Annotated in this window: 15 protein-coding genes; 5 read left to right on the top strand and 10 right to left on the bottom strand. The window is 52.1% G+C overall.

The genetic code is table 11. The annotated features are described in order from the left end of the window. Positions 1-128 precede the first annotated feature (128 nt). From JW953_18855 to lexA (JW953_18825), 7 genes are all read right to left on the bottom strand, one after another. Positions 129-428, bottom strand: coding sequence for a DUF393 domain-containing protein (locus JW953_18855; protein ID MBN1994764.1), 300 nt, complete (start codon positions 426-428; stop codon positions 129-131). Between the two features lie 190 nt (positions 429-618). Next, entirely contained in the window at positions 619-1,104 is a 486-nt protein-coding gene (locus tag JW953_18850) for a VOC family protein (protein MBN1994763.1), read from the bottom strand. A 12-nt stretch (positions 1,105-1,116) separates the two neighbouring features. Then, complete coding sequence (locus JW953_18845) at positions 1,117-1,365, bottom strand: hypothetical protein (protein ID MBN1994762.1); 249 nt, start codon at positions 1,363-1,365, stop codon at positions 1,117-1,119. A 32-nt stretch (positions 1,366-1,397) separates the two neighbouring features. Further along, positions 1,398-1,787, bottom strand: a complete 390-nt coding sequence (locus tag JW953_18840) for a hypothetical protein (GenBank protein ID MBN1994761.1) — start codon at positions 1,785-1,787, stop codon at positions 1,398-1,400. 13 nt (positions 1,788-1,800) lie between these two features. After that, positions 1,801-3,030: a DNA translocase FtsK gene (locus tag JW953_18835; GenBank protein ID MBN1994760.1), complete on the bottom strand. Its 1,230-nt coding sequence runs from the start codon at positions 3,028-3,030 to the stop codon at positions 1,801-1,803. A 147-nt stretch (positions 3,031-3,177) separates the two neighbouring features. Beyond that, a complete protein-coding gene (gene lexA / locus JW953_18830) occupies positions 3,178-3,786 on the bottom strand; it encodes a transcriptional repressor LexA (protein MBN1994759.1) in 609 nt (202 codons plus the stop codon). A gap of 287 nt (positions 3,787-4,073) precedes the next feature. Then, positions 4,074-4,721, bottom strand: a complete 648-nt coding sequence (lexA, locus tag JW953_18825; GenBank protein MBN1994758.1) for a transcriptional repressor LexA — start codon at positions 4,719-4,721, stop codon at positions 4,074-4,076. Positions 4,722-4,867: 146 nt separating this feature from the next. On the opposite strand from lexA (JW953_18825), the gene JW953_18820 reads away from it, so the two are divergent. The 5 genes from JW953_18820 to JW953_18800 all read left to right on the top strand — a co-directional run bounded on the left by JW953_18820 (position 4,868) and on the right by JW953_18800 (position 11,573). After that, positions 4,868-6,901, top strand: a complete 2,034-nt coding sequence (locus JW953_18820) for a glycosyltransferase family 39 protein (protein MBN1994757.1) — start codon at positions 4,868-4,870, stop codon at positions 6,899-6,901. Positions 6,902-7,100: 199 nt separating this feature from the next. Then, positions 7,101-8,252, top strand: coding sequence for a gliding motility-associated C-terminal domain-containing protein (locus JW953_18815; protein MBN1994756.1), 1,152 nt, complete (start codon positions 7,101-7,103; stop codon positions 8,250-8,252). A 41-nt stretch (positions 8,253-8,293) separates the two neighbouring features. Next, positions 8,294-9,811, top strand: a complete 1,518-nt coding sequence (locus tag JW953_18810) for a glycine hydroxymethyltransferase (GenBank protein ID MBN1994755.1) — start codon at positions 8,294-8,296, stop codon at positions 9,809-9,811. 5 nt (positions 9,812-9,816) lie between these two features. Continuing rightward, complete coding sequence (locus JW953_18805; protein ID MBN1994754.1) at positions 9,817-10,812, top strand: glycosyltransferase family 2 protein; 996 nt, start codon at positions 9,817-9,819, stop codon at positions 10,810-10,812. Beyond that, positions 10,809-11,573 (top strand): glycosyltransferase family 2 protein, encoded by a 765-nt coding sequence (locus tag JW953_18800; protein MBN1994753.1) that lies wholly within the window; start codon positions 10,809-10,811, stop codon positions 11,571-11,573. Before JW953_18805 ends, JW953_18800 begins: the two co-directional genes overlap by 4 nt. Before the next feature lie 158 nt (positions 11,574-11,731). On the opposite strand, the gene raiA is transcribed toward JW953_18800, so the two are convergent. The 3 genes from raiA to JW953_18785 form a co-directional block, all read right to left on the bottom strand. Further along, positions 11,732-12,304 carry a ribosome-associated translation inhibitor RaiA gene (gene raiA, locus JW953_18795; GenBank protein MBN1994752.1) on the bottom strand — a complete coding sequence of 191 codons (573 nt, stop codon included), beginning with the start codon at positions 12,302-12,304 and terminating at the stop codon, positions 11,732-11,734. A gap of 98 nt (positions 12,305-12,402) precedes the next feature. After that, positions 12,403-12,798: a ComF family protein gene (locus JW953_18790; protein ID MBN1994751.1), complete on the bottom strand. Its 396-nt coding sequence runs from the start codon at positions 12,796-12,798 to the stop codon at positions 12,403-12,405. A gap of 390 nt (positions 12,799-13,188) precedes the next feature. After that, positions 13,189-13,446 (bottom strand): DUF192 domain-containing protein, encoded by a 258-nt coding sequence (locus tag JW953_18785; GenBank protein ID MBN1994750.1) that lies wholly within the window; start codon positions 13,444-13,446, stop codon positions 13,189-13,191. Positions 13,447-13,558 lie beyond the last annotated feature (112 nt).

The following is a 13,558-nucleotide window of genomic DNA, read 5'->3' as shown; positions in this document are numbered from 1 at the left end:
GAAGGAGATTTCTCGGCTTATGGCCTCGAAATGACATTCAGCTTGTCGCTTAACAAAAGTATTGGTTCCATTCTGTTTTTAGTATAATTCTGACCATTGCCTGGCGGTAACACAACGCTGACCCAGCCCTAAGATTGCTCGTCGGTTTCCCCGGTAAAAAGAAATCGGTCAAAAAAAGAACGATGGTTGGCCACCACCCGGTAGCCACACTCTACAAACCATATCAGGGGCGGCCAGGTGAAGGGGCGCACCAGCCAACGGGGATAACTAACCTCTGCCAGAACAAACAGGCTGGCCCGGCCAGCTTTGATAATTCGCCCTTCCGTGGTAATCACATGCGCTGCCTGCTGGCAGGCCGCGTAGAGCTGCGGCGTCATCGGCGGCCAGGGACATTGTTGGTAGGGTATAGGATAAAATTTTTGTTGCACATCCTTGCGCCTGACCCAGGCGACAGCACGGCGTCACAAACTTCAAGCGCCGTCCCATAAAAGCCAATGCCGGTTCACATTTACACCCCCAATATGCGAAGCGCACAGATTATCTGTGCGCTTCACTAAATAACTTAGATTTTAACCTAACCAGGCGCCTACTCCAAATGGCAGGCCCGTTCATGGCCGGTTATTTAATACCGGTGGCAATCTGTTGCACAATTTGCAAAGGCATCCCGGTGCGTTCGGCTACGGCTTCCGGGGTTAGGGCTTGTTCTAGAAACCGATGTATCACGGCGGGCATTGGCTCGCCCACTTCTACAATGTGGCCGTCGGGGTCATAAACCCGAAAAACCCGCTGGCCCCAGGGCTGTTCTCGCAGGGGGTGCAGCGCCCATACGTCAGCGTCCAGCAGCCGATTCCACGCGGCTTCAATATCCGGGGTTTCAAAGTAAAGTTCTAAATTCTTGCGCCCCAGTTGGCCTTCACCATTGGCCAGGCTTTCATGAATTATTTGGGCGGCGTGGTCTATTTGCCAGATGGCAAAGCCGCCTTTAAAGCCAATGTTAGGGCCAAAGTCCATGTCCACTTCTTGGTCCAGCAGTGTTTCATAGAAGTTACAGGACGCGGCAATATCTTGCACAAACAAAACAGATGATTGAAATTGAATGGACACGATTCTCTCCTGTCAGGCCGCTTTGGCCATAGCCGATTCATTTTCCACGCCAACCCAAAAATGATGGCGCAGCACATTCGACACCGCTTGTAGGCGAATGCCTTTAACCTCGCCGGGTTGGCCATCCAGGTCGGCCACATTCAGGTAACAAACAGTCGGGCGGCGGCCAAATCTAACCTGGTAACGGGTCGCAGCCTGGCCGATTTTATCGTCCAGTTTGCGACGGGGATCACTATCAAACCATAATAAACCTTCTTTCATGATACGTTATCTCCTTATTTTTAAATGATGACTCATAGTTCATCCCAAAAAGGCGGCAACACATCGCCCATTGTTTCGGTGTTTTCCTGGCCAATGACTTTAAAATTGCGCGACCCGGCCGAGGTTGAGGCTGCCGGAAGGATAGGCGGCGCACCATAACCATTATGGCCGTTGGTGCCCTGCCCATTGACCACCACCACCGGCGGGAATTGGCTGAAGCGCGCCTGGCCCATCTGGGTTTCAATCTGTTTATCTCGCTGGCGCAGCACCCAGACCAACAGCGTACTGGTGGGAATAGAAGCCAGCACGCCGCACACAATACCCACCACCACAGCCATGGCATCAGGACTCATCCGGGTGCCAATGACTACGGCCAAGCTAACGGCAAAAGCGATCCCAACCACAAATAGGAATTTTTTCATAAATCACCTCGGATCATTTGATCAGTCTTAGCTGATGCCCAAACATTAGGTCCAACCGGCGTCGCTTTTTAGGGTGAGAAGCCCCATTTACCGGGCGTCCATCCGTGCCGGTGGCCGCCTGAACATTTTCTTCTTCGGTCAGCCAGCGGCGGCTGCGCCGGCCCCCGGCATTCATCCGGCTGACAATCTGCCTGATTTCTTGCGTATCCACGTAAGCTGCCTGGAAGCGGGTCACGTGTCCTTTGGCCACCAGCAGAAAATCACCACGGCCCAGTAGCTGTTCGGCGCCGGTGCCGGGAATGCCCGCCGCAATTTTGGCATCGTCGGCGCTGGCCACACTGCCCACCAAACGCACCGGAAAATTACTGCGGGTCAGGCTGCCAATGCTGGCCACCAACGGCTTTTGGGTGCAGGCTACCAGGTGCAGCCCGGCGCTGCGGCCACGTTGGGTCAGCCGAGTCATCAGCCGGTCCATGGCTTTGCCGCCTTGCTCCATCAGGTCGGCTACTTCGTCAATAAAAATGACCACCCGCGGCTCCGAAATATTCTCCCGGTCCCGGCGCACCATCTCCTCAACCATTTCCCCCAACAGAAAAATGGCCTGGTGAACTTCTTGAACCGGCGGGCGCAGCAGGTGAGGCAGGCCGCCGCCCAGGGTGTCGAACCCTAAAAAAGGTTCAAAGCCGTTGCCCTTGGGGTCAATAAAAACCATTTGCACTTCGCCCAGGCGGTTGTGCATGGCCAGCGACAGGGCCATACTGCGCACCAGGGCGGTTTTGCCGGAGCCGGTTGTGCCTGCCACCAACACGTGAGCCACGTCCGGTGAGGGCAAGCGCAGCAACAGGGGGATGCCGCTTTCGTCCATGCCCAAGATGGCCGTTTGTTTGGGCACTTCTTTGAGCCGCCGGCACAAGTTGATCAGGCGCACCACTTCGCCATGCTCGCGGGGCACGTCTACCTGCACTGCCGCTCCCTGCCGGGATACGCGCACGCGCTGCGCGCCCAAACGCAACGCCAACTCTTCTGAAAGAGCAACAATGCGCGATACTTTGGTGCTCACTTCAGGCAAGACCTGGTAACTTACCCACCGGGGCGTGACCACACCCCCGGTCACCCGGCCATGCACCCGATGGCTGGTCAAGACCATTTCAATTTGGTCAGCTTGATACTCTAACACCCGGCGCATATATGTCTCCTGATCAAGATTCTCCCAATGAATGGGTTGACTTGATTGTTCAAGCATGGCCCGTGATACCTCTTGATAAAATGCTGATTACCCGGCAGGCAAGCGGCTGAACCTGAAGGACCACACTTGAGGTTCCGCTTATCGCAGGTGATCAAAACGGTAGATTAAACTCATATCCAGCAATCCACTCTACAAATTCTACGCTTATTCCACCTGTCGAATAATGGCCACCACCTTGCCCTGAACAGCCACCGCCTCGGGCTTAACAAACATCGCCGCCATATTGGGATTGGCCGGCTGCAAGCGCACATGGCCGTTCTCACGGTAAAATCGTTTGAGCGTGGTTTGGTTCTGGTCAATCAGGCGAACAGCGACCATTTCGCCGTTTTCAGCCTGAACCTGATGCTGCATGATCACAATATCGCCATCGTGAACAAGCGCGTCAATCATCGAGTCGCCTTTGACTTTGAGGGCGTAAAGATCGTTTCGGTTAGGCACAATATCGTAGGTTAGCTCAATGGCTTCCCGATTGTCTTCCTCTATAAAATCGGTGGGCGGGCCGGCGGCGATGAGGCCCATCAACGGCACCTGGACAGTTTCATTTTCACCGGCCAACCGGATTCCCCGCGGCGTATTGGGCGAGCGAGTTAACAGGGCCGCGTTTTCCAGCACGTCTAAATGGTAATTGACCAATGATTTGGAACTGATATTCAGCCCCGCCCGAATCTCCTCGTAGGTAGGCGGGTAGCCATTTTCGTCAACAAAGTTTTCAATAAACGCCAGCATCTCCCTTTGTTTGTCACTAATCTTCATTATGTTGCCTGGCTCCTTTCACGTAATGAACCATTATAAAACAAAATAGAACGTGTGTTCTAGTACAATTCTTATTATACCAGAACGCACGTTCTATTGTCAAGAGTTCTGCTTACAAATTTACATTAAAAAAGTGGGAAAGATCAACACACCCAAGCTCATCTGGGCGCATTGAAAAAAGAGTGAGAGAAAGGGGAAAAGGGGAAACCAGCCGAAAAATGAATCCACCAATTAACCCAAGTGAAAAGAAAGAGAGACGTATTCGGGTCAATTGGTGGAAGGATGTTCTAATTCAACTGGCGGATGACCGTCACCACCCGGCCCTGTACCTCCACTTTGTCGGGGTCAACAAAAATGGGGGCCATAGTTTGGTTTTCGGGCTGGAGCCGCACCCGGTTGCCCTCATGGAAAAAACGTTTGAGCGTGGTCTCTTCCCGGTCAAGCAACCAGGCCGCCACCATGTCGCCATTTTCGGCGGTGTTGGTATGGCGCATCACCACAATATCGCCGTCATTGATCAGGGCGTCAATCATGGAAGTACCCTGCACTTTGAGGGCGTAGATACCCTCACGCTGCGGCGGCAACAAATCGGGAGTCAGTTCAATGACATCGGTTTCGCGGTCAAACGCGCCTTCGGGCACCTGGATGGGGATACCGGCGGCAATGCGGCCCAACATGGGGATCCTCACCAGCTCGACAGAACTGACCAACTCTTCCAGTCCTTCGGCTAAACGGATACCGCGGGACACGGTCCGATCTCGATAGATAAAACCCGCCCGCTGTAAGGCGTCGAGATTGTAGTTGACCACCGAGGTTGAGGTAATACCCACGGCTTTGCCTATCTCCCGAATGGTGGGGGGATAGCCATTGTCCAGGGTAAATGATTTGAGAAACTCCAAAATTTTGTTTTGTCGTTCTGAGAGGGCCATCGTCAATATTCTCCTTATTTAGAAGGTCATTTGTTCCGACCATTTGTGCTGCTCAATTATACCACGAACGAACGTTCTATGTCAAATTTAAACAATCCGTCACTTCACTTTCTTTGCTCCTCCTTCTCTCCTGTGGTAGCATGTACGCCGGCATGAACAAGAAGCTTTCCTGGTTTCTCCTCATTATTATCTTAATTGCCTTTGCGCTGCGGCTTCATAATCTCACTTACCACAGTCTGTGGTTTGATGAAGCCATCAGTATTCACTGGGCCAGGCAAACCGTGCCCCGTATTCTGGAAGTTGGTTTTACCCTGGTTGAAGACCGTCTGCCGCCGCTTTATTACCTCACTCTAAAAGGTTGGGGCGGGCTGTTTGGCTTCAGCGAAACAAGCGTGCGCAGCCTGTCTGTTATTTGGGGCGTGCTGTTAATCCCGGTTGTCACCGGTATTGCCACTTTGCTTTTCAACCGGCGAGTGGCTGTCTTCGCGGCGTTGCTGGTTGCGCTTAATCCTTTTCTGATCTGGTACTCGCAAGAAGCGCGGATGTACGCTCCGGCAGTGTTCTTCAGCACCCTGACGGTTTGGACCTGGTTATGGTTCATAAAAATAACGTCCGGTCAAAATAGAGAGCCGGTTGCAGACCAACACTCCCCTTCATTCATCACTCACCAAACTGTTGAAACGCCTCCATTCACAATTCACAATTCACAATTCACAATTCACAATTCACAATTCATCATTCTCTTCATCCTCTTTGCCGTCCTCGGCCTCTACACCCATCTCTACACCGGCTTTTTGTTGCCGGCGTTAGGCTTGTGGCTGATGATTAGTTACCCTCGCGCCTGGCGCTTATGGCTCATCTTTGCCGTCAGCGGGCTGGCCGTTAGCGCGGCTTTTGCCCCCCTGGCGCTGACCATCTGGCGATTCTCCGGCGAGGCCGCCCCCGGCGACCCCCTGAATCACCTCGGTCAGCGCACCTGGTGGTTGCTCCAATCTTTCATCGTGTGGAAAGCGCCTTTATCGCCTGCGCTTCAAATTGTTATATCCGGCATAGTTATTCTTTTTGCTATTTTGGCTTACCTCAAACCAAAAAATTATCGCCAATTGCAAATAACAAACGGCAAATCAGAAATTGCCAATCCGCGGCTGCTAATTACCTTCCTATTCGTAACTCCCTTTGTTATTGCTAATCTCCTTCTCGTCCGTAATCACCTGACCTTTTTTGGAGAGCGTTATTTTATTGTGATGATTCCCTGGTTGCTGCTCCTGGCTGCGATTGGCACGGAAAATCTGGGCGGTTGGCTGGGCCAGGTAGCAAAAACCAGGGGCCGGGGGTTGCGCGCTATCCTCTATCTACCCCACGTTGTCCTGCTTCTGGCTACCATACTTCCGCTTCCCGGCCAGTGGAGCATCCCCGCTGCCAAAGAAGCCTGGCGACAAAGCGCCGCTTACCTGACCACCCACGCGAAAGCCAATCACGGCATTCTTATCCACCCGGATTGGGTGCGGTATCCCTTTCAATTCTATTTCCAAGGCCCCGGCCAAACCTATGCTGCTTTTAGCACGGTTACGCCGGGAACCAGCCTGGACGGCCCTTTGCAAGGCGTAGTCGGCGAGCACCCGGTGATCTGGCTCATTCAATCTCATCTTGACGGGCCGGACCCCCAACGATTGGTTGAACAATGGTTTGCGGCCCGCTATCCCCTGGCCACCGAGCTGTACCCGCCCGGTATCACCCTCAAAGGTTTTGTGCCTGGCTATCGGCTCGACCACCTGCCGCCGGAAGCCACTCCGGTTGACCTGCAATTTGAAAATGGGTTACGCCTGATTGGTTATCAAGCCGAAACCTCTGTTTCAGCCGCCGACGAACTTTTCCACCCTCCCTCGGGCTGGCTGCACGTTATTCTCTACTGGCGGGCAGACCATCCCCTTGCCCAAAATGCCGCGCCCTTTGTTCATCTCGTTGGGCCGGAAGGAATCTGGGGCGCGAGCCTGGAACGCCCTAACGATGCCTTAAAACTTTATCCACCAACCCAATGGCCATCAACGCCGGGCAGCCAGCAGGTTATCAGACACGATGTAGACGTCAACCTGAATCCCGCTACCCCGCCGGGCCGTTACCAACTGGCGGTAGGGCTGGACGGCTCCGAAACCCGGTATATTTTAGCGAGGGTTGAAGTGCAATGATAGTTTTGACGCTTACGGGGCTTTGTGGTAGTCTTATTTTCCCATCCAGAAAACAAATTGTTTCTTGCTGAGAAAATCTTTTTGATACTCATAAAATGGGATTATGCTTACACAGTTCAAACGGACTTTATTTAGCCTCTGCTGTTTTACTTTATTACCCTTTGTCTTGGCGTTTCTCACAGGCTGCGCCGGGCGATCTTTGCTTTACAATGTCAGCATCAGCCCGGAAACTATCACGCCCAATGCCGACGGCCTGACGGACGTGACCCGCATTAATTATCATTTGACCCGCTCGGCCAATTTATCCATCTATCTCACCAACAACCAGGGCCAGCAATTTTTCTTCAGAAACAATCGGCGCCGCTCCGCCGGTGAATATCAGGTAGATTTTGGCGGCGTGGTCAACGGCGACATGCTGCCTAACGGCGTTTACACCTGGGTAGTTGAGGCCGTAAGCGACGATGGAGAAACAGCCACCCGGCAGGGCACGCTCACCATTCAAAACGCCGATACCAAACAACCTGAACTGCAAGGCTTTAGCGTTTATCCGCAAACTTTCACACCCAATCAGGACGGCATTGACGACCGAGTAGACATCAACTACTACCTCACCAAAACAGCCGATGTCAGCGTTTATCTGGTAGCGGCGGATGGCAAAACCCGTTATCCCCTGGCGGAAGTGGAACGAGATATTAAACCTGGCGAGCCGGGCTTTCACACTTACGATTACGAAGGCGGCGTTGACCTGGGCGCGGATCCTCCTCCCGACGGGCTATACACCGTCGAAGCCGAAGCTGTAGACCGGGTGGGCAACCGGACTCTTGTTACCAGCACCCTGACCATTGCCGAAGGCGGCGTGCCCCGCGCCGACATCGTTTCGGCCAGCGTGGATTTTTACAACCCTGAAACCGGAGACCAAGTAGTGCCCCTGGGGGCCACCCTGGCCTTTACCTTAACCGTGGAAAACTTTGGCAACGTGCCCATCCGCACCACCGGCCCCAACTCCGGCGAGCATTACCGCAGTGATGAAAATTTTAATACCAAAGGCGTGCATGAATCGTCCGGGGCCTGGCGAATAGGCATTGACTACGAGGGCAATCCCAGTTACGCCTATCCCTACCGTTGGGCCATTGGCAACCTGAACGAATTGGAAAAACGGGTCATCAACAACAACCCAGAGTATTACCTTATGCCCGGCCAGCGAGCCGTCGTCACCGGCTCTATCCAGATTATGGACAACCCCACCAACAAAGACCGGATTAATTTCTGGGCCGGCCTCATTCACGAACACGTGAGTATTGACGTTTTCAACGACCATGTTGACCCGCAACCTATTGTGATTGGTTTTTAAATCAGCCCACTATCGGCTATTACCAAACAGAGGAACATAATATGACCCCTTCTCCTATTACCGCCTACCTGGCTCAAACTCCCACGCCACAAATCAACACCGCTTTCCTGGCTTACCTGGCCAACTTAACCGAGGTGGCCAAAGTGTCGCCGGAAGTGGCCCGGTCAACGGTGCAAGAACTGGCCGACCAACGCCGCAACCTGAAACTGATTGCCAGTGAAAATTACGCTTCCCTGGCTACGCAGTTGGCTATGGGCAACTTGCTCACCGACAAATACGCCGAAGGGTATCCGCGCCATCGTTTTTACGCCGGTTGCGATAATATTGACCATCTTGAACTGCTGGCCGGTGATCTGGCCTGCCGTCTTTTTGGCTGCGACCATGCCTACGTGCAGCCGCACAGCGGGGCGGATGCCAACCTGGTAGCGTTTTGGGCCATCCTCAATGCCCGCGTGCAAACCCCCGCCCTGGCCGAACTCAAGCAAAACAATCCCACCCATTTATCCCGCCAGGAGTGGAATAAGATCCGGGTCAAATTGGGCAACCAAAAACTGATGGCCCTGGATTATTATTCCGGCGGCCATTTGACCCACGGCTATCGTTTTAATCTATCCGCCCAGATGTTTGACGTGTACAGCTACACGGTCAACCGGGAAACCAACTTGCTTGATTACGACGAATTGGAGGCCATGGCCCTGGCCGTTAAACCCCTTATCCTCCTGGCCGGTTACAGCTCTTATCCGCGGGCCATCAATTTCCGCCGCATGCGCCAGATTGCGGATAAAGTGGGGGCGGTGTTTATGGTTGACATGGCTCACTTTGCGGGCTTGGTGGCAGGCGGCGCTTTTACCAACGATGATAACCCCATTCCCTACGCGCACGTTGTCACCACTACCACCCACAAAACCCTGCGCGGGCCACGGGGGGGAATGGTGCTATGCGCCAAAGAATTTGCCGAGCATGTTGACAAAGGCTGCCCGATGGTGATTGGCGGCCCCCTGCCCCACATGATCGCGGCCAAAGCCGTGGCCCTGGTTGAGGCCAGCCAACCCGAATTCAAAATCTATGCCCAAAACATTGTCAATAACGCCCGCGCTTTGGCCAAAGCTTGCCTGAACGAGGGCCTGAAAGTGGTTACCGGCGGCACCGACAACCACATGCTGCTAATTGACGTGTGGGCCTTTGGACTTACCGGACGCCAGGCCGAAAGCGCCCTGCGTGACTGTGGCGTAACCCTTAATCGCAACGTGCTCCCCTTTGATGCCAATGGCCCGTGGTACACCAGCGGCCTGCGCCTGGGCACGCCGGCAGTGACCACCTTGGGGATGGGCGAAACAGAAATGAACGAGATTGCGGCCATCATCAAACTGGTGTTAGCCCATACCCGGGCGGATATTATTGCTTCTGGCCAAAACGCCGGCCAGTCCAGCCAGGCCAAATATATTGTTGATCAGGCGGCCCAAAACAAAGCCCGGGCCAGTGTTGACGCGCTTTTGAAACGATTCCCGGTATATCCTGAACTGGATTTGGCCTTTTTGCAAACGCATTTTGGAAAGTAACTCCAATGGAACTGGCCGTTATCATTGTCAACTGGAATGTTAAAGCATTACTTAAAAACTGCCTTACTTCTCTGTTGGCCGATATTACCGCCAGTGATCTATTGGCTCAAGTGTGGGTGGTGGATAATGCCTCAACCGACGGCTCCGTGGTGATGCTGCGCCGTAATTTCCCTACCGTGCAGTTGATTGCCAGTCAAAAAAATTTGGGCTTTGCCGGGGGCAATAATGCAGCGCTGGCCGCCATAGGTTTTGTTGACTGCCAACAGGGGCCTCCTTTGGGGGGCAACAACGCCAAAGAAAAACTACCGGAAGCCGTTCTGTTGCTCAACCCCGATACTGAAGTGCATGCCGGGGCATTGAGAATTTTGCTCAATTTTCTCAGAAACAATCCCAAAGCCGGGATTGCCGGGGCGCGGCTGGTTTACGGCGATGGCTCATTCCAACACAGCGCTTTTGGTTTTCCCGGTTTGGGGCAACTGGCCATTGAATTGCTGCCATTGCCGGGGCGGCTGGTTGAATCTCGCCTGAACGGGCGTTATCCGCGTTCACTTTATAAACAAGGCCGTCCTTTTCGGGTGGGACATCCGCTAGGCGCGGCCATGTGTGTGCGACGGGAAGCCATTCAGCAGGCAGGCTTGCTGGATGAGCGCTACCATATGTATGTTGAAGAAATTGATTGGAGCAAGCGGATCGTTTCGGCGGGGTGGGAAGTGTATTGCGTGCCCCAGGCCAAAATTACGCATCTGGCGGGCCAGAGCACAGGCCAAATCCAAACAAACAGTTTTATCAACCTCTGGACCAGCCGCCACCAGTTTTATCGCAAACACTATCACCCCCTCAAGGTATGGTTGGCTGCCCAGATTGTAAAAGCGGGCATGCGTCGCCGGGCAGCCCAAGATACCGAAGCAGCCCGGCAAGGTGAATTGACTCAGGCCGAATTAAACAAATGCCTGCGCTGTTACCAAAAAGTAACCAATATCTGGCAAGGGAGGGAGGCATGAGCAAAATTATTGCGGCTATTCTTACCAAAAACGAAGCAGGCCACATTGGCGACTGCATTAAAAGCGTACAATGGGCTGATGAGGTAATTTTAGAGGACTCTTTTAGTGAGGATGAGACCACGGCTATTGCTCGCAGTTTGAACGCGCGAGTTTTTAAGGGTGAATTCATCAATTTTGCCGTAGCTCGAAATACAGCCATTACCAACGCTAAAATGCTGGGAGCCGATTGGATCTTGTTTGTGGATGCGGACGAGCGCGTTACCCCGGAATTGGCTCAAGAAATTCTGGAGAGTGTAAAAAGTGAGAAAGTAGCCGGTTGGTGGATTCCGCGTTTCAATATTATGTGGGGCCATACAATGCGCGGCGGTGGCTGGTATCCAGACCATCAACTGCGTTTGATGCGGGTTGATGCCGCCCGGTACGATGCAGAACGCCAGGTACACGAAATTGTTATTTTAGATGGTCAGGCAGGCTATTTGAAGGAACATTTGCTTCATTATAATTATGAATCGTTGGCTCAGTTCAAACGCAAACAGAATCGGTATATTACCTTTGAAGCCAAGATACTCAAAGAAAAAGGCGTCCGGACCAAACCGTGGACTTATTTGACCATGCCCTTGCGCGAGTTTCATCGCCGGTATTTTCTGTTACAGGGTTACAAAGATGGTTGGGTTGGTTTGCAGGTCTGCGCGTTGATGAGTTGGTATACGTTTGTCACCTATTTGCGCCTGCAAAAATTATACCAAACGGAAAATTTTTAACACAACCTGTAAGGGATAACAACATTTTGAATGTTTAGGAATCAACGCAAAGCGGTCAGAACGCTAAGGCGCAAAGGGGAAAAACAAAAACTTCTAATAAATACAAAAGGGGGCGAACAAGCTGGTTGTCCGCCCCCATCTATTTCAGTATTTAAAAGTCAGGTTACTTCCGGGTCTAGCAGGCCGTAATTATTGTCGGCCCGGCGATAGATGACGTTGAACCGGCCCGAATCGGCATTAAAAAACACAAAAAAGTTGTGTCCCAAAAGCTCCATCTGCTCTATGGCTTCTTCTTCACTCATGGGGTCCACCCGAAAACGTTTGACCCGCACTATCTGGCGTTCACTCTCTTCAGCCAGGCTAGCCAATACCTCCTGGTCAATGTTGGGTATTTCGTCAACCGCCGCCCGCTTATTGAGTTGCCCGTGCCAGCGATCAACCCGTTTTCCTTTGTAACGCGCAATCTGGCGATGGATTTTGTTGGCAACGGCGTCAATGCAAGGATAGATGCTGTCCGAACGCTCTTCGGCGCGTAAAATTGTGCCGTTGGCGCGCAGGGTTACCTGGACAATATTTCTATCCTTGGCGCTTTTTGTTTTTTCTTGGGTAATTTCAACGCGAGCTTCTTCAATATCCGGCAGGAAACGGTCCAGCTTACCTATTTTTTTCTCAACATACTCTCGAATTCGATCTGAAATAACAAAATTTTTACCTTGAAGAAGTAACTGCATTTTTCTTTCCTTTCTAGCCCATGGCTTTTAAATTTATGTTATCGCTGTTAGCGCGGCAATTTTAAATTCCGGTTCCGGCAAGAGCGGGCCTGTAGATTTTAACGTGCTCTGGCCAGGGTGAGGCCCCACACCGAGGCCACCTCTCCTTCTCGCAATGCGCCGGCACAGGCATCCAGGGTAGAGCCGGTGGTACATACGTCATCAATTAAAACTACTTTTTGCCCGGCCAACTTTTTACTGCCACAAGCAAATGCCTTTGATACATTTTGGCGGCGTTCACTTACGCCTAACTCCATTTGGGATTTAGTTTTTCTAACCCGTTGCAGCGTATGGGTATCCACAGGGAGATTAACGGCTGCTGCTACTTCCCTGGCCAATAATTCACTTTGATTATATCCCCGCTCATTGAACCGGGTCGGATGTAAAGGCACGGGCACAATTACCTCTGCCCCAAGCGCATAGCGGCGGTAAGTATCAACCAATATTTTACCCAAGATAGCAGCTACCGCCCGATGCTGGCGATACTTTAAAAAATGGATCGCCGGCCGGAGGGGATTCTCTTCAAAAAGTGAAGCCGATCTGATCCCGTCAATGAATTGTAATGGATTATTTTTACACTGTCGGCAACGAGACAAACCATGCGGAGACACAGGCATACCACAACGTTGGCATACAGGGGCAGTAATAAAGGCGATCTGATTAAAACAATCCTGGCACAACCACCCTTTTGTACTTTTACAATTGACACAACTGGGGGGAAGCAGTAGGTCCAGCAAAAATTGGCCAGATTTTTGAAATAAGGTGTTTGTCGCCACTAATTATCACACCTGCGTGATAGTTGGCTATGATGAGGTAGCAATACAAATTAATTGGGTAGGCCCAATTTATTCTTCAAACTTGAGCTGGTCACCGACAATGGTTGCGGTCTCGGCAATTGTGCCCACCGGCATTTCCAGAACATAAGCCGATTTGGCCACAAACGGGCCTAACCGATAAGGGGCCATATTGGCATCGGCGCGGATAACCCGGTAATTTTTATCAACATAAACCACATCTATAGGGAATTTCATAAAGAAGGTATGAATGCTCTTTTCGCCAACCAGAATCAACCCCTCCCCCTTTGGCAAAGGGTTGGCGCCCAAAAGCCCCCGCAGCCTTAACCAAAATGTGCTTGCCCAACGCCCTTTTGTGATAAGAGAATGATGACGAGTTTGATTAAAAACATGCATTTAAGACATAAACAAAAGAAAACCG

It is taken from the genome of Anaerolineae bacterium (assembly GCA_016931895.1).
Classification (GTDB): Bacteria; Chloroflexota; Anaerolineae; order 4572-78; family J111; genus JAFGNV01.
The sequence above is the reverse complement of the archived record's forward strand: the minus strand, read 5'-3'. Positions and strand labels throughout refer to the sequence as shown.

Excerpts from the sequence above, each read along its gene's own strand:
- JW953_18845 (MBN1994762.1), bottom strand. The coding sequence starts at position 1,365 with ATGAAAGAAGGTTTATTATGGTTTGATAGTGATCCCCGTCGCAAACTG.
- JW953_18840 (MBN1994761.1), bottom strand. The coding sequence starts at position 1,787 with ATGAAAAAATTCCTATTTGTGGTTGGGATCGCTTTTGCCGTTAGCTTG.
- JW953_18835 (MBN1994760.1), bottom strand. The coding sequence starts at position 3,030 with ATGCTTGAACAATCAAGTCAACCCATTCATTGGGAGAATCTTGATCAG.
- lexA (MBN1994759.1), bottom strand. The coding sequence starts at position 3,786 with ATGAAGATTAGTGACAAACAAAGGGAGATGCTGGCGTTTATTGAAAAC.
- JW953_18820 (MBN1994757.1), top strand. The coding sequence starts at position 4,868 with ATGAACAAGAAGCTTTCCTGGTTTCTCCTCATTATTATCTTAATTGCC.
- JW953_18810 (MBN1994755.1), top strand. The coding sequence starts at position 8,294 with ATGACCCCTTCTCCTATTACCGCCTACCTGGCTCAAACTCCCACGCCA.
- JW953_18805 (MBN1994754.1), top strand. The coding sequence starts at position 9,817 with ATGGAACTGGCCGTTATCATTGTCAACTGGAATGTTAAAGCATTACTT.
- JW953_18800 (MBN1994753.1), top strand. The coding sequence starts at position 10,809 with ATGAGCAAAATTATTGCGGCTATTCTTACCAAAAACGAAGCAGGCCAC.
- raiA (MBN1994752.1), bottom strand. The coding sequence starts at position 12,304 with ATGCAGTTACTTCTTCAAGGTAAAAATTTTGTTATTTCAGATCGAATT.